The sequence below is a fragment of the Labrenzia sp. OB1 genome (genome assembly GCF_001624695.1).
Taxonomy (GTDB): domain Bacteria; phylum Pseudomonadota; class Alphaproteobacteria; order Rhizobiales; family Stappiaceae; genus Roseibium.
On sequence record NZ_JSEP01000001.1, the window covers coordinates 184,499 to 206,369 of the forward strand.

The 21,871-nt window shown below is 59.5% G+C and carries 20 protein-coding genes; 2 read left to right on the top strand and 18 right to left on the bottom strand.

Annotation, left to right across the window (positions count from 1 at the left end):
- Positions 1-31 precede the first annotated feature (31 nt).
- The 3 genes from OA90_RS00825 to OA90_RS00835 are packed head-to-tail and all read right to left on the bottom strand — an operon-like array spanning position 32 to position 2,804.
- A complete protein-coding gene (locus tag OA90_RS00825) occupies positions 32-1,300 on the bottom strand; it encodes a Zn-dependent hydrolase (protein ID WP_068405657.1) in 1,269 nt (422 codons plus the stop codon).
- Positions 1,297-1,956: a TenA family protein gene (locus OA90_RS00830; RefSeq protein ID WP_068405660.1), complete on the bottom strand. Its 660-nt coding sequence runs from the start codon at positions 1,954-1,956 to the stop codon at positions 1,297-1,299. Before OA90_RS00830 ends, OA90_RS00825 begins: the two co-directional genes overlap by 4 nt.
- A gap of 5 nt (positions 1,957-1,961) precedes the next feature.
- On the bottom strand, positions 1,962-2,804 hold the full coding sequence (locus tag OA90_RS00835; RefSeq protein WP_068405663.1) for a BtpA/SgcQ family protein: 843 nt from the start codon (positions 2,802-2,804) through the stop codon (positions 1,962-1,964).
- Positions 2,805-2,832: 28 nt separating this feature from the next.
- Here OA90_RS00835 and OA90_RS00840 point away from each other — a divergent pair, with 28 nt between their 5' ends.
- Entirely contained in the window at positions 2,833-3,729 is an 897-nt protein-coding gene (locus tag OA90_RS00840) for a ribokinase (protein ID WP_068405667.1), read from the top strand.
- A 21-nt stretch (positions 3,730-3,750) separates the two neighbouring features.
- Here OA90_RS00840 and OA90_RS00845 read toward each other — a convergent pair whose 3' ends face one another.
- From OA90_RS00845 to OA90_RS00875, 7 genes are all read right to left on the bottom strand, one after another.
- On the bottom strand, positions 3,751-4,521 hold the full coding sequence (locus tag OA90_RS00845) for a glutamine amidotransferase (protein WP_068405670.1): 771 nt from the start codon (positions 4,519-4,521) through the stop codon (positions 3,751-3,753).
- A 32-nt stretch (positions 4,522-4,553) separates the two neighbouring features.
- Complete coding sequence (locus tag OA90_RS00850; protein WP_068405673.1) at positions 4,554-5,624, bottom strand: phosphotriesterase; 1,071 nt, start codon at positions 5,622-5,624, stop codon at positions 4,554-4,556.
- Position 5,625: 1 nt separating this feature from the next.
- Positions 5,626-6,630 carry an ABC transporter permease gene (locus OA90_RS00855; RefSeq protein ID WP_068405677.1) on the bottom strand — a complete coding sequence of 335 codons (1,005 nt, stop codon included), beginning with the start codon at positions 6,628-6,630 and terminating at the stop codon, positions 5,626-5,628.
- Positions 6,627-7,442 (bottom strand): ATP-binding cassette domain-containing protein, encoded by an 816-nt coding sequence (locus OA90_RS00860; protein WP_068405680.1) that lies wholly within the window; start codon positions 7,440-7,442, stop codon positions 6,627-6,629. Before OA90_RS00860 ends, OA90_RS00855 begins: the two co-directional genes overlap by 4 nt.
- A complete protein-coding gene (locus tag OA90_RS00865; protein WP_068405683.1) occupies positions 7,439-8,389 on the bottom strand; it encodes a substrate-binding domain-containing protein in 951 nt (316 codons plus the stop codon). The genes OA90_RS00860 and OA90_RS00865 overlap by 4 nt, the downstream gene beginning before the upstream one ends.
- 38 nt (positions 8,390-8,427) lie before the next feature.
- The gene (locus OA90_RS00870) at positions 8,428-9,453 is read right to left on the bottom strand and encodes a LacI family DNA-binding transcriptional regulator (protein WP_068405687.1); all 1,026 of its coding nucleotides are present in this window, start codon (positions 9,451-9,453) and stop codon (positions 8,428-8,430) included.
- 416 nt (positions 9,454-9,869) lie between these two features.
- Complete coding sequence (locus OA90_RS00875; RefSeq protein WP_068406561.1) at positions 9,870-11,039, bottom strand: M20 aminoacylase family protein; 1,170 nt, start codon at positions 11,037-11,039, stop codon at positions 9,870-9,872.
- 124 nt (positions 11,040-11,163) lie between these two features.
- Between OA90_RS00875 and OA90_RS00880 the strand changes: the two genes are divergently transcribed.
- Positions 11,164-11,889: a phosphoribosyltransferase gene (locus tag OA90_RS00880; protein ID WP_068405691.1), complete on the top strand. Its 726-nt coding sequence runs from the start codon at positions 11,164-11,166 to the stop codon at positions 11,887-11,889.
- Here the strand turns inward: OA90_RS00880 and ugpC are convergent.
- The 8 genes from ugpC to OA90_RS00920 form a co-directional block, all read right to left on the bottom strand.
- Positions 11,881-12,957, bottom strand: coding sequence for a sn-glycerol-3-phosphate ABC transporter ATP-binding protein UgpC (ugpC, locus tag OA90_RS00885; RefSeq protein WP_068405694.1), 1,077 nt, complete (start codon positions 12,955-12,957; stop codon positions 11,881-11,883). The two genes, OA90_RS00880 and ugpC, sit on opposite strands and share 9 nt — an antisense overlap.
- Positions 12,958-12,967: 10 nt before the next feature.
- Positions 12,968-13,810 (bottom strand): carbohydrate ABC transporter permease, encoded by an 843-nt coding sequence (locus OA90_RS00890; protein ID WP_068405697.1) that lies wholly within the window; start codon positions 13,808-13,810, stop codon positions 12,968-12,970.
- Between the two features lie 8 nt (positions 13,811-13,818).
- On the bottom strand, positions 13,819-14,682 hold the full coding sequence (locus OA90_RS00895; RefSeq protein ID WP_244274518.1) for a sugar ABC transporter permease: 864 nt from the start codon (positions 14,680-14,682) through the stop codon (positions 13,819-13,821).
- A gap of 62 nt (positions 14,683-14,744) precedes the next feature.
- Positions 14,745-16,001 (bottom strand): sugar ABC transporter substrate-binding protein, encoded by a 1,257-nt coding sequence (locus tag OA90_RS00900; protein ID WP_068405704.1) that lies wholly within the window; start codon positions 15,999-16,001, stop codon positions 14,745-14,747.
- A gap of 45 nt (positions 16,002-16,046) precedes the next feature.
- Positions 16,047-17,210, bottom strand: a complete 1,164-nt coding sequence (locus OA90_RS00905; RefSeq protein WP_068405707.1) for an aminotransferase class I/II-fold pyridoxal phosphate-dependent enzyme — start codon at positions 17,208-17,210, stop codon at positions 16,047-16,049.
- Positions 17,203-17,913 carry a FadR/GntR family transcriptional regulator gene (locus OA90_RS00910; protein ID WP_244274506.1) on the bottom strand — a complete coding sequence of 237 codons (711 nt, stop codon included), beginning with the start codon at positions 17,911-17,913 and terminating at the stop codon, positions 17,203-17,205. The genes OA90_RS00905 and OA90_RS00910 overlap by 8 nt, the downstream gene beginning before the upstream one ends.
- A 412-nt stretch (positions 17,914-18,325) precedes the next feature.
- The gene (locus OA90_RS00915) at positions 18,326-19,225 is read right to left on the bottom strand and encodes a hypothetical protein (protein WP_068405713.1); all 900 of its coding nucleotides are present in this window, start codon (positions 19,223-19,225) and stop codon (positions 18,326-18,328) included.
- Between the two features lie 488 nt (positions 19,226-19,713).
- Positions 19,714-21,858 (bottom strand): S8 family serine peptidase, encoded by a 2,145-nt coding sequence (locus OA90_RS00920; RefSeq protein ID WP_156510343.1) that lies wholly within the window; start codon positions 21,856-21,858, stop codon positions 19,714-19,716.
- Positions 21,859-21,871: the final 13 nt, after the last annotated feature.

Here is a 21,871-nt window from a genome sequence, read left to right on the forward strand (position 1 = left end):
CGGATAGGGACTCACTCGGGACGCGTGTCCCCTACGCACCTGACCCGGTGCAGACGCTTCTTGTGATGAGTTCCATCACCGCGGAAAAGAGCATGTTGCCTCCCGCGATGGACCAGTCCGGCTCCACAAATTCGGCTTCGTTGTGGCTGAGACCGTCGCGGCACGGCACGAAAATCATTGCCGACGGGGCAACACGGTTCACGAAGAGGGCGTCATGAAAGGCGCCGGAGAGCATGTTCCTCGATTGAAGTTCCGCCGCTTTCGCGGCGGTGGAAAGGGCGTCAAGCATATCGGGTGAGAAAGTCGCCGGCGCCATGTTGAAGGTTTCGCGCAGTTCGACCGCGCAACCGTTTGTCTCCGCGTGTCTGTCCAGGACATCCCGGATGCACTTTACAAGATTGTCCAGACGACCGGTTTCCACATGGCGCACATCGACGGTGCAGCATGCGCTCTCAGGAATGGCGTTTACCGCCCCGGGGGAAAGCGTCACCTGTCCGACTGTGAACCGGGCCCTTTCGTCCTGCGGCATCACCGTCCTGTAGAGTTCAGCGAGCCCTGCGCTCAGCGCGCGCATGGGATCGCGCCGATAGTCGAGCGCCGTGGTGCCTGCATGGGCGGCCTGGCCGGTAACCTTGACTTCAAGCCATCGCGTCCCCTGGATACCGGTGACGATCCCGATGGGAATGCCTTCCTTTTCAAGCGACGGTCCTTGCTCGATATGCACTTCAAGATAGGCGGCTAATGGAATTCCAAGTGGCCGCATGACCGCTTCCGGCAGAGACTCGAGCGTGGCTGCGAGTTCCTCTTTCAAGGACGCACCGTCCGAGGAGACAATCGTGGCCCAGCTCTCGGGAACAGCACCTGCCGCAAATGCGGAAGAGCCCATGCATCCTGGTGCGAAGCGGCATCCTTCCTCATTCATCCAGGCAACGACCTCGACAGGACACTCGGTTTCCATGCCTTTGTCTTCCAGACTTTCCAGCACCTCGTAGGCGGCAAGCGTACCCAGAGCCCCGTCGAAGCGGCCGCCGGTCGGCTGACTGTCGAGGTGACTTCCGATCAAAAGGGGAGGCAGACCCGCACGACGTCCTTCACGTCGTACAAACAGATTGGCAGCAGGGTCTTGAAACACTGAAAACCCGCGCGCGAGGGCGAGTTCCGTCAAGCGCTGGCGGGCATGGCGGTCGAGCACGGTCAGTGCCTGACGGTTGACCCCACCTTTCGCCGTTGCCCCGATCCGGGCGAATTCCTCCAGGCGCAGCAGAAGACGCTTGCCGTTTATCTGGTGACGGGAACTCATTTAACGGCCTCTTCAAGATAGGGCGCATCATGGAAGGCGATTTCCAGCGCCTGAACATGGCCAAATATGACGCTGAGACGGTCTCGGTCATCCTGACCGAGGGTCTTGCCCGCCGTGTCCAGAATGTCTTTCAACCAGCGGGCCTGGGATTCGAAGCCCGGCTCCACATGCATCTCAACCCATTCCTTCAACAAAGGATCAGTGATCGTGCATTCCGCGGCGGCTTTGGACCAGGTCCAATACATCCACTCGGCCGCGAACATTGCTGCGGCGATGTCCAGAAAACCGCCATCCCGGGCAATAGCCAGCATGCCGTCTCGAAATGCATTAATTTGCGGCAGTTCGGTGTCATGGGCATTCGGATCGATGCCGCGTTCCTCGAAAGCTCTGGCGAAAAAAGCAATCTGCTGATTTGCCAGCGCATCGAGAACGGCGATCAGCCTCCGCTTGTGCACCATCGTGACGGCCTTCACTGTCGCAAAGGCGAAGATGTCGATCGCGGTATCGACAAAGGCGCCTTCGTAAACGAGGTAACGGTCGAATGTGACACGGTCCAATCGATCGGCCTTGATGTCCTGGATGAAACGATGATTCACCATCGTATCGAAAACCATGCGGTTCTCCCGCAGGATCTGGTCCGAGAGAAGCTCTTGCATTGCGCTCAGGGCTCCAGCGCAGGGGCAGCGGCATCCATGAAGGTTTTCACCCGGACAGGGTCGACCGGCTTCCACCAGACGCCTTCCTCCTTCAGGGAAGACGCGACAATCACACCGTCGGTCCGCTCCAGGATGTCGGCAACGTTGTGCGGAGCAACGCCGGAACCGACGACCACGGGAAGACTTGTGGCGGTGCCGATCTGGTCGATTTCTTCCGGAGTGGCCGAGTTTCCGGTGCGTTGACCTGTGGCGATTACAACATCCGCGTCAAAGAAGGCGAGATCGCGGGTCAGCTCCTCGATTGTCCGGTCGGCAGTGATCGCGTGAGCGCCATGCTTCACGTGGCTGTCGGCGAAGACCTTGATATGTTCCGAGCGCAACAGCGAGCGGTAGCGCAGCGCCTCCGCCGCACGGCCTTCCATGAAGCCTTCGTTGGCCACATAGGCATTTGCCCACTGGTTGACCCGGATGAAACAGGCTCCCCCGGCCGCAGCCACGGCGAAGGCCGGCAGCGGCGCATTGGCGAGGACATTGATGCCCAGAGGAATGCCGGTTGCCCGTGCGATGCGGTCCGTCACCACGGACATGAAAGCCGCGGTTTCATGACCGATGTCCTCGGGCTTCGAAAAGGGTACATCGCCGTGATTTTCGATAATCAGTCCGTGCAGGCCACCCTTGATCAGAGCATCCGCATCGCGCATACAGGCATCGTAGATACCGTCCATTGCAGTGCCCGAGTAGCGTGGAGCACCAGGAAAGGGTGGACAGTGCACCATTCCGATCAATGCCTTGTCTGTGCCGAATATTTCCCGTATTGCGCTGGATGACTTGTTTGAAACGTCCTGCATTTTCTTTCCTTTTGAGCGAAAGCTACACATGCGTGCTTACGTAATCGGGAACGTCGCCATCGACGAAACCATCTCTGTCTCTTCCTTCCCGCAAGCCGGGGCATCTCTTCTCGGCCGCGAGCAAAGCCGTGACCTGGGGGGCAAGGGCGCCAATCAGTCTGTTGTCTGCGGCCGTTGCGGCCTTGCGACGACCCTGATCGCCGCGGTTGGCGACGGGTTCCGCGCCAGGATGATCCAGGACCAGCTCGCCCAGGAACCCATCGAGAGCGATTTGATCCGTCTCAGCGGCGTTCCAACCGATTTCTCCATCGTCTTCACCACACCTGATGGCGAAAATGCCATCGTTACGACCACCGAAGCGGCGGAAAGCCTTACGCTTGATGCCGTTCTCCCCACCCTTTGCGAAGCACAACCCGGCGATATTGTCGTCCTGCAGGGCAACCTCTCCGAAACCGTGACTCGCGGCATCCTGAAAAAGGCACGTGAGAAAGCCCTGGTTACCGCCTTCAACCCGTCTCCCTTGCGATCCTACTTCCCTGATCTTTGGCCGGACATCGACCTTGCCTTCCTCAACAAGGGCGAGGCTCGAAGCCTGGCCGGTGCCGAAGGTGAAGCGGCGGCACGGAAGCTTCTCGCCGAGGGCGTTCGCCAGGTGGTGCTGACAGCCGGGGGCGAGGGAGCCACGCTCGCTGACAGAACGGGTTTCGTGACCGTCCCGGCTTCCCCGGCGACGGTTCTCGACACCACGGGAGCAGGCGACACATTCATGGCGGTCGCCATCGCATCTTCCGTCCTGCGCGGCCGCAACCTGGACGAGCGCGCCCTGCGCCATGCCTCGGCCGCGTCGGCCTTGACAGTCGGCCGGTGCGGAACGCGTTCCGCCTTCCCGAGCGAAAGGGAACTGGCAGGCATTCTCGCCGATTGATCCAATTCTCTCCGCATCACTTCACTTTTTGCCAGTCATCCAACCAAGCAGGTTCTTCCAGAGCCTGCCGTAGTTCTCCCACTCGCAAAACGCCGGCGACAGCCAGTGCGGACCGATATCCGATGTCCAGGCTGCGGTACGGCCCTTGCCGTAGCTGCCGAGTACCAGCAGCGGAAAACCACCCTGATCTTCCGGCAGTCTGGCAACGACTTCGACATCCTCGCGCTCGCGCACTTCAACCTCATTGATGCCCAATAGTGGCGGCCATTCACCGTCGATGCCGGCAAAGACCGGGTGATCCGGCTTGAGAATATCTGCACCCGATCCTTCCGGGATTTCGATCCGGTCGTCATAGGGAAGGCATGTCACCGGAAGCACGTCCTCGACCGGCGTGCGCCGCCAGCGGGCCTTGCCGTCTATGCCCTGGAAGGAGAAATAGCCGCCGATCATCAGCAGGTTTCCACCCTTTTCGACCCAGGCGCGGATGAGTTTCAGGCGATTGGGCACCGTTTGCGAATGCAGCCAGACCTGCGGAGGCAGCAAAAGGGAATTTGCGCCGATGTCGGAGAGAATGATCGCGTCATAGGCATCAAGCCCTTCCATCTCGAACGGGAACTGCTCGACGGCGTCGTGCGCGGTCATGTAGGTCAGTTCGAATTCGCTGCCCTTCAGGGCTTTCACCAGTGGTTCGGCACCCAGGTGAAAGGTCACGCTGCCAAACTGGTCGAACCCCTTGTAGTGAGTGGCGGAGCTGACCCAGCTTTCGCCAACGAGAAGGACTTTGGTGGTCATTACTATTCCAATCTAGTGTACGTTACGTTGGTTCAGGCTGTAGCCCGGAAAACCGATCTGGGGTTGTCGCGCAGGAAGGCGGCCAGGCTTTCGTCGTCCAGCCCATGCCGCTTCAGGCGCGGCAGGAAATGGCGCTGTACATAGCCGTAGCCGTTGCCACCGTAGTGGGTAAGCATCATCTTCAGGAAGACATCGTGGGAGAGCAGGATCCGGTCCCGGTATCCCTCGTCCACCAGCTTGACGATCGCGGCCGCGGCCTGATCGTCGCTCGGGCACTGCACCTGCTGGTCGGCATAGAAGAAATCCATTCCGATCATGTCGTATTCGATGAAAGCTCCCCTGGAGGCGAGTTCGCTTTGATACGTCAGATCGTCCCACGACGGGTTCATGTGACACAATATTGTGTGGCGGAAGTCCGCGCCTTCCTCCGCCACGAGATCAAGAACCTCGTGGCCGAGGCGATACCAGCCGGGCAAATGGATCATCAGCGGAAGTCCCGTGCGAACATGAGCCCGGGCAGCACCGCGCAGGGACTTGCGTTCGGCGTCGGTGAAGGCTGCGGAGACACCGATTTCGCCGATAAGCCCAATCTTCAGACCGGTCCCGTCCACACCGTCAACGGCTTCAGTGACGATCTCGTCCGCGATCTGTTCGATGGACATGTCCGCCAGTCTCGCCGGATGCGACCCATCCAGATAGAAGCCGGCGCCCATTACGATGTTGAGACCGGTCGCTTTGGAGATGCGGGCGAGCGCTTCCGGGTCCCGGCCGATGCCCTGACAGGTTGGCTCGACGACAGTGTTGCCGCCCTGCCGTGCAAACGCCGCCAGTTCGGTGATCGCCAGACGTTCGTCGTCCAGCGCAATATTGTCCTTGTTCACGAAAGGGTCCTGACGCAACTCGCCGAGGATTTCCATGCAGACAAAACTGTCGGCCAGATGTTGGCGGTCCCGGGTTCGCGGCGGATTCCACCAGCAACGGCAGTCGTTGAGGATATGCTCGTGCATCAGTGTGACGCCGAGCTGTTCCACCGGGATCGGTCCCAGGACACTCATCACCTTTCCGGAGCGCACATGACCAGAAGAAAGTTCCGTCTTGCTCATGTCAATTCCGCTTCTTGCCGCCAAACCGGAAATTGGTGGTGAATATCCGGGTGTTCAACCAGATGGCCAGCAGGATGATCGCACCGGTCACGATCTGGGTGAAGAACGGCGAGATATGCATCAGGATCAAGCCGTTGCCGATCACCGCGATCGTCAGGGTGCCGAGCACCGTACCGATCATGGTTCCCCGTCCGCCCATGAGAGAGGTTCCCCCGAGAACAACCGCCGCGATGACCTGCAGCTCGAAGCCGACCGCCGCATTGGACGACCCGGACCCGAGACGGGCCGAGATCAGGATCGCGGCAAGCGCGCAGGCGAACCCCGATACCATGTACACGGATGCCACGATCCATTTGGCCGGCATGCCGACCCGACGGGCCGCCTCCAGATTGGACCCCACGGCGACGACCTGACGGCCGTATTTGGTTACGGAGATCACCACGAACCCGGCAATCGCGACCAGAATTGCCAGAATGGCGGGAAAGGGCATGCCGAAGAGTTCGCCCCGGCCAATGAAAAAGAAGCCGGGAACGTCGCGGATCGGAATGGAATAGCCCTGGGTCAGATAAAGGGCAAAGCCGCGCAGGATGGACAGGCCCGCCAGTGTGACGATGAAGGCGGGAATGCCCTGGTAGGAGACAAACCAGCCCTGCATCAGACCGATGACGCCTCCAAGAACCAGCATCGCAATGATGACAAGCGGCCACGGAACCCCGAGAGCCAGAACGATCGCGGCGATCGCATTGATCAGCGCCACCATCGATCCGACGGAAAGATCGATGCCTCCCGTCAGAATAACGAGGGTCATGGCAATCGCCACGACCAGGATCGGCGCGGCCTGGCGCACGATGTTCAGGACATTGCCGACGGAGAAGAATGTCGTCGTCATGACGGAGAAGAACACGACGCAGACCACGAAAAAGAAGGCGATGGACAGAACCTGGGCATGCTCACCGAGGAAATCGGCGAACGGATGCCCTTTGGTACGCTCGGTGTAGACCGTCAATGTCTTTCCTCTCCGACAATCAGTTTCACCAGATCTTCCAGATCGGTGTCAGCTATGTTGCGTTCGGCCACCTTGGTTCCCTCGTACATGACCGCGATGCGATCGCAGACGCGGAAGAGATCCTGCAGGCGATGGGTGATGAGCACGACGGCAACACCCCTGGCCTTGACACGGTTGATGAGGGACAAAACCGCTTCCACTTCCGCAACTGCGAGCGCCGAAGTCGGTTCGTCCATGATCAGAACCTTGGGCTGGAAGGACGCGGCGCGGGCGATGGCAATTGCCTGACGCTGGCCACCGGACAGTTTTTCCACCTTTGCTGTGAGGCGCGGAATGCGGATTTCAAGGGAATCCAGCATCTTCCGGGCTTCTTCGATCATTTGCCTGCGGTCGAGAAAAGGCCCTTTGGTCAGTTCGCGGCCCAGAAAGAGATTGCCCACCACATCGATGTGATCGCACAGACTGAGGTCCTGGAACACCATTTCGATGCTGCTCCGCCTGGCCTCCGCCGGACCGGAAAAACGCACGGTCTTGCCATTCAGCGTGATGGTTCCCTCGTCGGGAATATGGGTCCCTGAGATGATCTTGGAGAGCGTCGACTTGCCGGCGGCATTGTCGCCGACCAATCCGAGGCACTCCCCCGGATAAAGATCCAGGTCGACCCCGCGCAGGGCCTCATGAGAGCCGAAGGTCTTGCGGATACCGCGCAGGGACACAGCCGGCGAAGTGGCAGCCGCCATTCCGGTTGACCGGGGATCGCTGGGATCCCCGGCGCCGCCAACAGCGGTCAATGGCTGTTGGTCATCGATCATTTAAAAGTGTCTCGGTAAGGATCGACGTTCGCTTTGGTCACGATGGTTACCGGGATGTCGATACTCTTCTCGACTGTGCCGCCCGAAGTGATCTTGTCAAGAGCCTCGACGGCGGCCACACCTTCCCCTTTCGGGTCCTGCTGAACGACCGCGGCGACATAGCCTGCATCGATGCCGGATATGGCCTGGGCCGTCAGGTCCCAGCCGAAGATCTTGATGTCGCCCTGTTTGCCCTGGCTTTCAACGGCAGCGATTGCGCCCAGAAGAGCCGGTTCGCCGGTGGCATAGATCGCGGTCAGGTCCGGGTTGCCGGTGATCAGATTTTCCGCCGCGGTCAGAGCATTGTCCTGAATGTTCTGGCCATCGACAACGCCCGCGACTTCAATGCCGTCCTTGTCCTTGATCGTGTCCTCAAAACCCTTCTGACGCAGGTTCTGAATGAAGGAGTTCAGGGCTCCGACGATGCCAACCTTTGCCTTGCCACCCATATCGCTGTTCACATAGTCGACAAAATAGGCACCCATGTCCGCGCCGGCTTGACCGTTGTCGACACCAATCTGTGCCTTTTGCGGGCCTTCCGGAAGAACCGCGTCGATGGCGACCACCGGAATACCCGCTTCGTTGGCGGCTTCAACAGCCGGCATGATGCCATTGACGTCAATTGCGACGACGATGAACCCGTCGACCTTCTGGGTAATGTAGGTTTCCATAGCGCTGTTCTGCGCCGAAGGGTCGTTGTTGGCATTGAAGATCACCAGCTTGTCGCCGCTCTTGTCAGCAGCTTCCTGGGCACCTTCATTGATCTGGTTGAAGAACAGCGCCTGCTGATTGATCTGGATAAGCGCGTATGTCTTGTCTTTTGCAAGGGCAGGACCTGCGCCGAGGCAGGCCAGCGCCGTTGTAGCGGCAAGAGCAGCACCAAAAGTCCTGCGGGTGAGAGATCTCATTGTTTGATAGTCCTCTGTTAGGTGGTGGTGCGTTGCTTTTATTTTTTCGCCGGAGGTGCAACAGAATCCCGTACGACGATTTCGACCGGCAGCAGTTCTTCCGACGCGATAGGGGCGTCCCGCTGCCAATCGGTATCCATGAGAAGAGAGAGGGCGCGCTGACCCAAAGTCCGCACTGGCTGACGGATGGCCGTCAGGGGCGGTCCGAAAAGATGTAACGGGCCGACGTCGTCAAATCCGATGACGGAAACGTCGTCCGGGATTGAAATACCGCTTGCCCGGAACACCTCGATCAGCCCGATGGCGATTTCGTCCGACGCGGCGAAGATGGCGGTGGCAGGCAGATTTTCATCTACGAAACGGCGCGCGGCCTCCCGCCCGAATTCAATAGTGTAGGCGCCGACGTAGCGATCGATTACAGCCCTGTCGCCGTGATCTTGCTGCAGCGCGCGTTCAAGACCCTTGTAGCGCCGCTGCGTGGAGATCATCTCCTCGGGACCTCCGATATAAAGAACCCGCTGGTGGCCGAATTCCGCCAGATGCCGGCCCACCAGAAAGCCGCCGTTCTCATTGTCGCAAAAGAGCTTGGGAACGGTCGCCAGCGGGACGTCTTCATCGACCACCACAACTTTCCCGGTGCGATTGATCAAAGCCGCCAGATCTCCGTTGTCCGGGTGATTGGTCACAAAGACCAGGCCGTCCACATGGTTGCGCTCGATCCGGCTCAAATAGGCCAGTTCCCTGTCCGCGCGATTGAGGGTGGCATAAAGGGTCACCGCCAGACCGCGGCTGTCAGCGGCTTCTTCAACCGCGGCAACCAGTGTGCCGAAAAAGGGGTTGGCGATATCCGGAACCACAAGACCGATCGTATCCGTCTGGCCGCGGCTCAGTCGCCGGGCATGCGGGTTCGGTTCGTACTTGAGCCGGGCAATGGAAGACTCGATGCGCTTTTTTGTGGTGTCCGGCAGGTCGAGCTTGCCATTCAGGAAGCGCGAGACAGTTGTCACGGAGACACCTGCCTCCTTGGCTACATCCTTCAGACTTGTCGTTCTGCGCTCGGCCATATTCATCCCGTAAAACGATTTAGTAAATCGGTTTACAAAACCTCTTCCATATATTTATCGCTGTCAAATGGATTCCAGTTGCGTCGAAGATGAAAAAACAGGCATGCCGGCGAAAAGGTCTCAGAGACCCTGCGCTCAAAGAAAATCCATTACCAGCGAAGGGCTTTCGATGCGCGTCACGAAGGCCGTGTGTGCCGGTCTGATGCTATAACGTTCGACGCCGCGTTGCGGTTTGCCGGAGTCTTGAGCAGATATGCTGTCTTGGGCAGACGTCTTTTCGTTTGCGTTCAATCGAGGCGTCAAGGCTCAGGCCACCGGAGCCGGCGCCCCCGGCCCGCGTCTGAAACCACTTCCGTCGCATTCAGAATGTGACCTTGCCGGGAACCTCGATCTCATAGTTCTCGGAAAGATTGCCGCTACCCCGCCAATTCGCCTTCGGTCAGCCGGACCCAGAAACTGACGCCGGTCTCGATGGCCGCGTCGTTGAAATCATAGGCCGTGTTGTGGTGAAGCGCGCCATCGACGGCGGGTCCGTTGCCGAGCCAGACATAGGAGCCCGGGACCTCCTGGGAAAAAAACGCAAAATCATCACCTGCGGTGGACGGCGGAAAATCGGTGCGCACCGTGTTGCCGCAAACCGCGTGTGCGGCCGCGAGTGCGCGCTCCGTGATGTCAGGATTGTTCACCACGGGTGGAATCCGGCGGATGAACTCGTAATCGGCGGTAATCCCGAACATGACGGCGACGCCGCGCGCGAGGCGGCCGATTTCCGCCTCGAGTTGATCCCGGACTGCCGGCGAATAGGCCCGCGCTGTCCCGCCGATTTCAACAAAGTCGGGAATGACGTTGAGGGCATTGGAGTCCCCGGCATGAACCGAACAGGCGCTGACGACCGCGGGCTGGAGAGGATCCACCACCCGGCCGACGACCGTCTGAAGGCTTGCCAGAAAATGGCCGCAAGCCGTCACCGGATCCTTGCCCAGGTGGGGTTTGGCGCCATGGGTCCCAACCCCCTTGAAAGAGACTTTCCAGCTGTCGGAGGACGCAAGCTGCGGGCCTGCCGTGACCGCCATTTCATCCACGGCAAGACCGGGCATGTTGTGCAGGCCATAGACCGCATCGCAGGGAAAGAGATCGAACAGACCATCCTCGACCATTTTCCGCGCACCGCCCCGGCCTTCCTCCGCCGGCTGGAAGATGAAATGGACTGTGCCGTTGAAGTTCCGGGTTCCTGCCAGATACCGTGCGGCTCCCGCCAGCAAAGTCGTGTGGCCATCATGGCCGCAGGCATGCATCTTGCCCGGAACCGAGGATTTGTAGGGACGGTCCGCCGTCTCCGGCATGGCAAGAGCATCCATGTCTGCGCGCAGGCCGATGCGGCGCGGGCCGTTGCCGTTCGTCAACGTGCCGACAATGCCCGTACCGCCGAGGCCTCGATGGACGGTTACCCCGGCCTCCTTCAGCAGATCTGCCACGATGGCGCTTGTGCGCACTTCCTCAAAACCAAGCTCGGGATGGGTGTGCAGGTCGTGCCGGAGGTTCTTGAGAAATGTCAGTTCCTCCGTATCCAGCGCTATCTTGGTCATCGGTTGTGTTGATCCTTTCGAGGAGAAAAAGGCTGAACCCCGCTCCGGACCGGACAAGGCGTCCGGGATCTGATAGATCCCGGGAAAAGCGGATTTATCATAGTCGAACCCCGGAAAGCAGACAATGATCGGCAACATCTTCGAAAAAGAACCCCATGTTTTCTGGCAGGAAACCGCCCCGGCGGGGACATACGGAACCGCGCCGCCGGAAGGACACCGGATCTTCTTTCCCGCCTCGCTGCCGGACGGAGGCCAACTCGCCCTGCCGATCCGTGAGCTGGCGGATGGCCAGTCGGCTCTGGCGTCTCTCATCGTCAACCAGGCATCCTTCGAGGTCGTTGACCGGCTGGCCACGGCACTTGCCGGACTTGCCAGTCCCTTCTCTCCTGATGTGGTGGTCGGCCTGCCGACGCTCGGCCTGACCCTGGCGGCTCCGGCCGCGCGCAACCTCGGTCACAGCCGCTTCGTGCCGTTGAGCACCTCGCGCAAGTTCTGGTACCGGGAAGACCTCTCCGTTCCCCTGCGCTCGATCACCAGCCCGGACCAGACGAAACGCCTTTATCTCGACCCGCGCATGCTGCCGCTCCTGAAGGGCAAACGGGTATTGCTGGTGGACGATGTCCTGAGCAGCGGCACCTCCATCCTCGCAGGTCTTCGCCTGCTCAAGCTTTGCGGGATCGAACCCGTGGCGATCGGCGCCGCAATGCTTCAGACGATGCGCTGGAAAGAAGCGCTGGAGCAGGAGGAGAGCGGCCTGTCAGAACGGGTAATCGGCGTCTTCAGAACACCGAAGCTCACCCGCCATCCAGGCGGCGGATGGCAGCCGGAAACATTGGACAAGTCAGCCTGAACCCAAGACTGGCTCCAGCCTTTGACCGTCCGGAGCGAAAAGATGGACCTTGTCCAGCTCCATTGCGATGTTGACGGTGTCGCCTGTCTTCAGTGGGACATGTCCGTGCTGGCGGACAAGCACCTGGCCGATACCCGGCACACGCGTATGAATATTCGTGTCCGACCCCAGATGCTCGACCAGTTCCGCCGTTCCGGAGAAATGCGCCGATCCTTCCGGAACGATGTTCAGGTGTTCAGGCCGCACGCCCAGATCGCTGGCCGACGCATGATCCGTTCCGGGAGAGATCCCGATCACTGTTCCGTCTTTCAGAAGAACGCCCTTGTCCGCCGGTACAACCTCCAGAATGTTCATGGTCGGAGAACCGATGAACTGGGCGACAAACCGGTTGGCCGGACGCTCATAGAGATCCAGCGGTGTGCCAACCTGCTGGATCTTGCCAGCGTTCAACACCACGATCCTGTCGGCGAGCGTGAGCGCCTCGACCTGATCGTGCGTGACGTAGATCATGGTCGTCTCCAGGCGCTGATGCAGCCGGGCGATTTCCAGGCGCATCTCGACCCGCAGCGCGGCATCAAGATTGGACAGCGGCTCATCGAACAGGAAGGCGCTCGGATCGCGGACAATCGCCCGACCCATGGCGACACGCTGGCGTTGACCGCCTGACAGAGCCTTGGGCAGACGGGCCGTCAATGAGGTGAGGCCGAGCGTCTTCGCCGCGTCATGCACCTTCCCGGCCCGTTCCTGCGAGGGCGCTTTGCGGATTTCGAGCGAAAACCCCATGTTGCGGGCAACGTCCATATGCGGATACAGCGCATAGGACTGGAACACCATCGCCATGTCCCGGTCGCGCGGCTGCACCTCGTTCATGCGCCGCCCATCGACCCGGAACTCGCCGTCCGTGATCGGCTCCAGACCGGCGATCATGCGTAGAAGCGTCGACTTTCCACAGCCGGACGGGCCGACAAGCACAATGAATTCGCCGTCCTCGATCTCCAGATTGATGTCCCGCATGACTTCAACAGGACCATAGTTCTTGGCGATGTTCTGCAGTTCAATGCGTGCCATGCTGAAACGCCTACCCCTTGACGGCCCCGGAAGTCAGCCCCTGGACCAGATACCGCTGGATGAAGATGAAGAAGAGGCAGGACGGCACCAGCGCAAGCACGCCGGCCGCCATCATCTGCCCCCAGTCGACCGAGAATTTCGAAACGAACGTCAGCAGCCCCACCGGGAAGGTCATGGTGTCGTTCGAGTTGATCAGCATGAGCGCGAACAGCAGTTCGCTCCAGGCTGCCGTGAAGATGAACCCGAGTGTCGCGCCGAGACCCGGCAGGGTCAGAGGCAGGACGATCTTGCGCAGCGCCTGAAAACGGGTGCAGCCGTCCATCATGCCCGCCTCCTCCAGATCCTTGGGAATACCGTCGAAGAAGGACTGCATCAGGAAAGTTGCGAAAGGTATGTTGAAGGCCGTGTAGACGATGATCAGGCTGGTGAGGGAATTCAGCAGCCCGACTGCCGCGACGATCTTGTAGATCGGGGCGATGATCATCAGCAACGGAAACATCTGCGTGATCAGCATGATGGCCACCACCAGCCGCTTGCCGCGAAAGGTGAAGCGCGAAAAGGCGTAGCCGGCCGCTGCCGCAATGCAGGTCGTGATCGCGGCGGTGGTGAGCGACACGACAAGGCTGTTCCGGAAATAATACAGGAAGTCCGTCGCCACCAGAACCGTGCGGAAATTCTCAAGCGTGAAGCTGCTCGGAACCAGCGCGGTTCCTTCCGTGTAGATCAGCTTGTCCGGTGTGACCGCGATCTTGGCGAGCCAGTAAAGCGGAAACAGGGCGAAGCCGACATACAGCGCCAGGGCCAGATATTTGCCGGTGACCGCCAGGGGCGAACTGTGACGATGCGCACTCATGACGAACCTCAGATCTTGACCAGCTTGCGGCGCAACACCAGCAGAACAGCAGCGTAGACAAGCAGCAGCCCCAGGAGCGCGACGGCAATTGCCGATGCATAGCCGAAGTCGAGCTTCCGGAACGCAGTGGTGAAAATGTAGGTCGACAGGATCTGTGTCGAATTGGCCGGCCCTCCACCTGTCATGACGAAGATCAGATCGGCGAAATTCGCGATCCAGATCGTCCTGAGCATGACGGTGATAGCGATCATCGGCGCCAGGAACGGCAGGGTGATCTTGGTGAACATCTGCCAGGCCGATGCTCCGTCGATCTCCGCGGCCTCATAGAGTTCTCCGGGAATAGACTGCAGGGCGGCCAGAAGGGTTATTGCGAAAAACGGAATGCCGAACCAGACGTTGGCCGTGATCGCCCCCCACATGGCAAGGTTCGGATCGCCCATGATGTTGAACGGCTCGGGCAGAATGCCGAGCGCCGCGAGCCAGTGCGGCAACGGGCCAATGGTGGGGTTGAAAAGCCAGGCCCAGGTCAGGGCAGACAGGAAAGTCGGCACTGCCCAGGGCAGGAAGACAAGGGCCTGAACCAGTCGCTTGCCGTGAAAGCTCGTGTTGAGCAGCAGCGCCAGGCCAAGGCCGAGAAAGAACTGGAAGGTGATGGATCCGGCGGTCCACCAGAAGGTGTTGGTCAGGGCGAGCCAGAATTTACGGTCGCTCCAAAGGGCGCGAAAATTATCCAGTCCCGCCCAACCCGTATCGAGCGGACGCAGGAGATTGACCGACTGGAACGCATAGGAGATCCCGATGACCAGCGGAACCAGCATCACCAGCGCGATCAGGATGAGCGCGGGCGAAAGATAGACATACGGCTCAACCATGTAGCGCAGGTAGAAGGAGGGCCACGCCCGGGATGTCCCGGGCGCGGAAGGGTTTCTTGCCGTCATTGCGCGGCTTTCCACCGGCCGTACTCTTCCGTCAGGAATTCGGCCCAGGTATCGGCCATTTCCTGTGCACTGATCTGGCCAAGCAGGGCTTCCTGGCTGGTTTCCAGAGCGATGGAATCGGCGAAGTAACCGAATTGATCCAGATACGTCGGCATGACCGTCGGGATATATTCATCTCCGTTCAGCGTATCGAACCAGCCGGCGAACTGTTCGGTCTGGAAGTGAGGGTCCTGATCCGCGCCTTCATGGATCGGAATGACGCCAACGCGCTTCGCCCAGTCCTTGTTGGCTTCGGGGCTGGAAAGATGCGCGATGAGTTTCCAGGACAGGTCCTCGTTATCCGTACTGTCGAACATCGCCCAACCGGCGAAACCGATGGTCGGGAACGCCTTGCCCGCCGGACCGACCGGCATCGGCACAACGGCGAAGTCTTCCGCCTCCATCCGCTCGGCAACCGCGATCAACGCATCAGGGTCCTGGTCCAGGAACGCACATGTGCCCGAATAGAAACCGGCGACGATTTCGTTGAAGCCCCAGCTCACGGAATCCTTTGGCGCATAGCCGTTCTGATACATGTCGATCAGGAACTGCAGGCCCTCGACGGACCCCGGCTGGTTGAGCGTGCTCTTGCCGTCTTCGTCGAAGAAGGTGTTGTCGCCGTTCATGGTCGCGGCCATCATGATCCAGCCGTTCAGACCGCCCGGCCCGCCACGAAGGCAATAGCCGTATTTGCCGTCCAGCGCGGAAACCGCCTTGGAGGCCGCCATGAAGTCTTCCATGGTTCTCGGCGGTTCCTCGATCCCTGCCTCCTCAAGCAGCTTCCTGTTGTAGAACAGGGCGCGCAGGTAGAAACCGTACGGGATCATCCGCGCGCTTTCGCCATCCGTCTGGCGGCCCATGTCCAGGGTCTTCTGGGTCAGCGTCTTGCCGTGTTCCCAGGCCGCGATCCTGCTGTTCAGATCGACAAGCTTGTCCTTGTATATCCCCGCCCAGCGGTCCGGCATTTCCACCACGTCGGGAATGTCGCCCCCCGCCACCATGGTCGCGAATTTTTCGAACGCCTGTCCCCAGGGCAGCGAGACGATCTCGACTTCGGTTCCCGGATTGGCCGCTTCGAACGCATCAACCTGTTTTTGAAGAACTGCCGTCCGCTCGGGACTCGTAATGACTTCCACAAGCTTCAGGGTCTCCGCACCAGCCGCCGATCCGGCAAGGAATGCCAGTACGCTGATAGCTCCTATTAGTCCCCTCATAATCTGCTCCGCTCCTCTTTGGTTATATTTGAAAGCGCCATCTTGTTAGCGAGCGCTTGCTCTCAGGGCCGCCTCGAAGTCGGTCCAAAGATCGTTGGGGTCCTCCAGACCCAGGCTCAGGCGCACGATCCTCTCGGAGACGCCAAAGCGTTGCATGGAATTCTGTTCCCCGGCTTGCCTGAGGGCTATCCGCGTCGGCAGAACCAGGCTCTCGAAACCGCCCCAGCTGACGCCGAGGCGGAACAGCTTCAGCCTGTCCGCAAGATCCGGGATATCGATGCTCTCATCCAGTTCGACCGACAGAAGGCCCGAGCGTCCACTCAGGCCCGGCACCATGTTGGGACCTGGCGACATGACAGCCGTGACGTTGGGATGGCAGGAAAGCCTGTCGACGAACAGGTTTGCCGACGCCTCGTGTTGGCGCATGCGGGCACCCAGCGTACGCAGGCCCCGCGTCAACAGGAACGCCTCGAAAGGCGCAAGCTTGCCGCCCAGCAGCGTCAGGGTCAGATCGCGGATCCGGTTGATGAGGTCGGCGCGGGCGATCACCACGCCGGCGACTGTATCCGAATGGCCCGACAAATATTTGGATGCCGAGTGAATAACGATATCGATGCCCAGCGTCAGCGGCCGTTGAAACAATGGAGTCGCCCAGGAATTGTCCACGGCCGTCAGCGTCCCGTGCCGCCTTGCATGAGCCGCTACCGCCGCAAGGTCCATCGTCTGGAAAACAACCGAGCTAGGGCTTTCCAGATAGGCGAGCTTCACCCCCTTGAGCAGATCCGGATCGTTCTGGAATGCTTCGGCCGAGTGGTAGGAAACCTCGACACCGAAGGGACGCAGCATCCGCTCGAACAGCCGGTAGGCATCCGGATAGACATGCTCTACGCAAGCGATACGGTCACCCGGCTGCACGAAGGCAAACACCGTCGAGGAGATGGCCGCCATTCCGGACGCGAAACCGACAGCGGCCTCCCCCTCCTCCGCCACCGCGACCATATTCTCGAAGACGGCAACGGTCGGATTCTGAACTCGCGTATAAAGCGGATCGGACGTCCGACCCGCCATCCGGTCCTCGAAGGCCTGATAACTGTCGAAAGTGAACAGCGAGGTTTGCACGATGGGCGGTACCGCGGCACCGCCAAATCCGCTGGCCGCCGCTGCCAGCAGCGTATCGATGGAATAGGGATCCGGACCGGTCTCAGCCATTGTGTTCCTCGGAGATTTTCTGGGTCTCGGTGCAAACTATGTCGATGATCGTGGCGGTCAGCCGGGCAGCTTCGTCCTCGTCCCCCGCGATGATCGCATCCGCCAGCGGACGGTGGATCGGAATGGAGTCTTCGCCGAGATGGGCTTTGCCGAACGGCGTGTCGTAGATGTCGTGGAAGCACTTCTGGATCTGATCGACGAACTGGCGGAACAGGGGATTGCCCGTGGCATCATGAATGGCGTTGTGAAACCGGTGGTCGGCCGGGCGCCAGTCCTCGCCCGCCTCGAAGACCGCCATCAGCTCCGCCGCACGCGCGTTGATGAGCTTGCGTTGTTCGGGAGTGGCGAGACGTGCGGCGATCCGCACCGCCTCGATCTCGAGCGGGCGCCGCACCTGCAGCATTCTCAATAGGCTGATCGCCTCATGCTTGATGGTCAGCGCCACACGGACCGTGTTCCGGGAGATCTCCGCCGTAAGCCGGGTCCCTGCCCCCTTGTTGCGGCTGACGACACCCATGCTTTCCCAGGTTTTCAGGGTTTCGCGAATAGTCGAGCGGCCAAAACCGAGACGCTGAACCAGATCGAGTTCAGGCGGCAGGCGGTCGCCGACCTTCAGACCCTCATCCTCGATCAGCCTGATGAGGGCACGCGGCACATCCCACGGCTCGTCATCCCGGTCTGTCGTCTTGTCGAAACGTTTCATGGCTGGGTTCTGCGGCATGGACCGGGAGCAACCTTTCTCAGTGTTCAAATTCACGATATCACTTTGTCTGACATTGTAAACATAATGTCAGACAAAGTTTTCAAAGCAACAAATGCCGCATAAGTCACTGATATTAATTAATTTTTATTGGAAGAATCTGTGACCCCGGCAGAATTCCGGTCAGGTAGCCGCGGGAAATCAAAGACCGGAGAGCAGGCACGCACGAAAGTGCAGGTGCGAAAACACCCCGGCCGGCAATCTCTGAAGATGCCGGCCGGGGTGTCTGGAAAGAGGCGAAGTGTTGCGGGTGCCGCCCGGCTTGAAAGGTCTCTGAAGACACCGCTTATCTCAGGGTGGATGCCTTCAGTCGGGAGGAATTGGCCTCAGTCAGACCGGGCGGCGTTCGCAAAAGTCACATGCTCGGATAGCCGTCGATGACATTCCGGTAGAAAGCCGCGATATCCTTTGAGGCTTCCAGATCCGGGTGCATCTCGTCGGTCCAGCGGCCGCGAACGATATTGCGGATGTCAACGACCGTCACATTGGCATGTTTTTCGGAAACCTCTTCCAGCATGCCGTAGAACCGGTCGACAATGTGGGCCAGAATTTCCGCGATCAGTTCCTTGTCCACCCCCATGTCGAAGCTCCGCCGCACGAACGGCCTGCCGAGCCAGGGGCCGTCGGCGCGGGCCACAGGATAGTCATAGCCATGGACAAGCATCTGCGTTCCGGGCGATGTGTTTCTCACGTACCGCGCGATGTCCAGATATCCGTCCTTGAGCTTGGCAAGGATGGCGTCGAGCCTGCCGGGCATCAGATAGTCCTCGGGCTTGCCGGAGCCATTCCCGGCGCTGCGGTCCTTCAGCAACTTTTGCAACACGCCGCAGCCGAGGATTTCGTTGCCTCCACCGGAAAAGACGAAATAGTCGAACCTGCCCTTGTCGATATGCAGCTTGAAGGGTTTCCTTTCGACCACCTGATCGAACGTGATGCTCGGCCAGGCCGTGCTAGCGGTCTCGTAATGACTTTCCAGGACATCGAAGAAAGTCTTGTTGTACCCGAGGAAGCGCGACACTTCGATCAGGACGTTGACCCAGGCGTCGCCACCGGCGCATACGGTGGTCGGAGACCGCCGGACCCTGTGCGCAAGCGCATCGTCACCCTTGCCGATTGCGGACCATTCCACCGCCACCTGCTCCGGTGTCAGGGGCGCCCTGTTGTCATCCAGGATGTGATAAACAAGGCATTTGTTCGGATCTTTTTCAAATCTCGTGTTGTTCAGTACCGTTGCTTCCAGGATCTCAGCGTACATGTCTACCTCCTAAGCCGGGCAGATTGCAGTAGTCAGCGCGTGCAGGCACCGCTGGGTCCGCAAGCAATATTGCGCGGTCAAGCGGTCGATGGGGCACCTCACCCAAGAGCATGGCTCCATACGGCACCTCCGCGGACGAGCGGATGCGGCGTGAAACCGGAACATTTCGGGGGCCCTGCGATTGAACTGACATCTTTCCATTCCTGCCAACAATGTGGCCTGCTCCTTGAGGCATGACGGTCCCTCGAGCCGCCTGATCCCAGGCGGCACCGGAAAACAATTTGTCATGTCGCCAAGGAGAGGTCGTTCAAAGCGAAATCATATGATCTCGAGACAACTCTCTAATACCGGAGCCGCATCATTGCGCCTTCCGACAATAGTAATAATAAGCAATTCTGATTTTGATGCTCGTGAGAAAAGCGTGAATGAACCGACCGAAAAACAAATGGCCCGGTGAACACCGGGCCAAATCGATATTATAAATTACTTTATATTATAAGATATCTACCCAGGCGTGCGAAAATTTTCCCATCACCTTCCGGCAGATCAACCTTCTTCAACAAAGAAAGGTAATTACCCTTCTCGGCTTTCCCGACTTCCTCTTGGGAACTGATTGCGAAAGCTTCCGAAAGCCGCCTTGCCACCAGGGGAGCAGCAACACTCGTTCCCTGCACGACCGCGTAAGACCCGCTGCGGGTCCCCGCCCCGATCATCCCCGGCAGAACGCTCGACCGGTCCGACTGCGCGGTACAGTCAACCGTGCCGACGGGGTTGTCTTCAGAGACCTTGCCGGAGGAGCTGTAATGCGACGGGACGGGTTGCTCCGGATCCCACGCGTTCGCGGCAGAGGGCATGCATCCGGAAACGATCAGCGATGTGGATCCTGTTGCCAAACCGTTGACTGTACCGAACCGGCGAACATAACTCGCCCCGTCGTCGCTTTGAGCCACATCTCCCTGATCCCGGAAGCCTCGGTAGTTCCGGTCGCGCAAATAGCTCTGACGGCTGCCCGAGCGAAACTCATCCGGGTCGGCGTCACGCTGCACCCAGAGATAGATGGAGCCATGCTCTCCAACAGGATCGTGCTTGCGTTTCAGCGTGACGGACCAGTCCCCGGCTGGCGCCGCAGGCAGTTTCATGTCATCCGGTTCAGTTGGTGCAAGTGCAACGAGAACCCGCCAACGCCCGTTTGAGCGGTGATTATCCAGACTGATCTGGCCAATGGGGACTGTTTCACCGAGCCCATCAAGTCCAATGATTTCGAATTTCCTCGGATCTCCGCCGGTATTCTCGGGGTCCGGTTTCAGCTCCATCTTCGTCGTGGCCTGCTTGAATGGTGCTTTCACCTTGATTGTATAATCCGCAGGAACAAAATCTTGCGGGAACCAGATTTCCAGGTAACTGGATGTCCGGTCGTTGGGTTGAACCGCCCAGGTGAATTTGAACTTCCTGTCCTTGAAATCACCGGAAGCTATTTCTCCGTGCAGACGATCCATGAACGTATTGCCCGCAGGCAGAACGATCGCGGTCGGCCTGCCGCGTTTTCGCCGCTCACTGACAATCTCGTTGATCGCGGCTTCAAGTTCGGATGCACCATCGTGCCGGCCACCGGAAAAACCGTAGCTGAAATTGATGACCACGCGCATATCGGCAACGTCATACCCGGCAGCTATCCGCTCTGCCCGTTCAAGGATGTAATGAACAGCGGAAAGCATGTACATGTCTTTGCCGAAACCCGAAGTATCCCACGCGATGGTGTTGGGTAGCTGGACCGCGACAAGACGGGTTTCTTCAGGAGCATTTTGGGGTTTGTTTGGATCGTATCCCGCGGCAACATCCATGATATGCGCACCGTGCGTCGCCAGCTTGTTGATGGCAGGACCCAGTTCGAAGCTTTCGGAACTTGCACCGGCGACGCGGTAAAGCATGTCCTCATCATCACCATGATCACGAATAAGACGCTCGATATCCGAGCGCATATATTCGCGTCCAAACAGGACACTCGGCCTGTCTGCGTCGGGATCCTTGTCGGCAGACTGCAGCCAGCAGAATTCCATCCGCGAACGCTTCCCGTCCGCCGCCATGAAATTCCTGTGAGCGAATGGAATCCCGTCGTCTATGACCGCAAGAACGTGAATAGTTTTGCCTGGCGGGCAGTTCTTCTTCACTTGCGGATCAGCCGACCAGTTCGGCGCAAAGGGCCAATCATCGATCTCCTCGTATATTGCGCTATCGGAAACGGGAAATGCGAGCCGGTAGCGTGGCTCCTCAATCGTCCGGCCTTGAACTGCCTGCATAAGATCCCTGCCGAGGCTGTCCGGGGAGGCGTCAGCCCCGGCCTTGTTTTCCACCACGATCGGCCAGAAGCGAAGCGGAATATTCTCGTCCTTCCCCCATATCGTGGGCAGCCTGAGTTCATGCCCGGATCCCAGGACCGTATCCGGATCCGGCCCTATCCATGTCGGCTTGGGAAATTCCGCCAGAGCGGTCTGATAGCGGATATCCGACCGCCGGAAAGGCGGGAAAGCATAAGGCTTCCCCACGCCGAAATTCCAGGCTTCATACGGCCCCAGATATTTCATCGATGTTGCCGGTCCGTTGGCGCCAGGTGTGTCTGTGACGTTGCCAGTCATGTCGCGCACCTTC

Bases quoted from the DNA above. Each gene is read 5' to 3' on its own strand.
- OA90_RS00825 (WP_068405657.1), bottom strand. From the start codon at position 1,300: ATGAGTTCCCGTCACCAGATAAACGGCAAGCGTCTTCTGCTGCGCCTG.
- OA90_RS00830 (WP_068405660.1), bottom strand. From the start codon at position 1,956: ATGCAAGAGCTTCTCTCGGACCAGATCCTGCGGGAGAACCGCATGGTT.
- OA90_RS00835 (WP_068405663.1), bottom strand. From the start codon at position 2,804: ATGCAGGACGTTTCAAACAAGTCATCCAGCGCAATACGGGAAATATTC.
- OA90_RS00840 (WP_068405667.1), top strand. From the start codon at position 2,833: ATGCGTGCTTACGTAATCGGGAACGTCGCCATCGACGAAACCATCTCT.
- OA90_RS00845 (WP_068405670.1), bottom strand. From the start codon at position 4,521: ATGACCACCAAAGTCCTTCTCGTTGGCGAAAGCTGGGTCAGCTCCGCC.
- OA90_RS00850 (WP_068405673.1), bottom strand. From the start codon at position 5,624: ATGAGCAAGACGGAACTTTCTTCTGGTCATGTGCGCTCCGGAAAGGTG.
- OA90_RS00860 (WP_068405680.1), bottom strand. From the start codon at position 7,442: ATGATCGATGACCAACAGCCATTGACCGCTGTTGGCGGCGCCGGGGAT.
- OA90_RS00865 (WP_068405683.1), bottom strand. From the start codon at position 8,389: ATGAGATCTCTCACCCGCAGGACTTTTGGTGCTGCTCTTGCCGCTACA.
- OA90_RS00870 (WP_068405687.1), bottom strand. From the start codon at position 9,453: ATGGCCGAGCGCAGAACGACAAGTCTGAAGGATGTAGCCAAGGAGGCA.
- OA90_RS00875 (WP_068406561.1), bottom strand. From the start codon at position 11,039: ATGACCAAGATAGCGCTGGATACGGAGGAACTGACATTTCTCAAGAAC.
- OA90_RS00880 (WP_068405691.1), top strand. From the start codon at position 11,164: ATGATCGGCAACATCTTCGAAAAAGAACCCCATGTTTTCTGGCAGGAA.
- ugpC (WP_068405694.1), bottom strand. From the start codon at position 12,957: ATGGCACGCATTGAACTGCAGAACATCGCCAAGAACTATGGTCCTGTT.
- OA90_RS00890 (WP_068405697.1), bottom strand. From the start codon at position 13,810: ATGAGTGCGCATCGTCACAGTTCGCCCCTGGCGGTCACCGGCAAATAT.
- OA90_RS00895 (WP_244274518.1), bottom strand. From the start codon at position 14,682: ATGGTTGAGCCGTATGTCTATCTTTCGCCCGCGCTCATCCTGATCGCG.
- OA90_RS00900 (WP_068405704.1), bottom strand. From the start codon at position 16,001: ATGAGGGGACTAATAGGAGCTATCAGCGTACTGGCATTCCTTGCCGGA.
- OA90_RS00905 (WP_068405707.1), bottom strand. From the start codon at position 17,210: ATGGCTGAGACCGGTCCGGATCCCTATTCCATCGATACGCTGCTGGCA.
- OA90_RS00910 (WP_244274506.1), bottom strand. From the start codon at position 17,913: ATGAAACGTTTCGACAAGACGACAGACCGGGATGACGAGCCGTGGGAT.
- OA90_RS00915 (WP_068405713.1), bottom strand. From the start codon at position 19,225: ATGTACGCTGAGATCCTGGAAGCAACGGTACTGAACAACACGAGATTT.
- OA90_RS00920 (WP_156510343.1), bottom strand. From the start codon at position 21,858: ATGACTGGCAACGTCACAGACACACCTGGCGCCAACGGACCGGCAACA.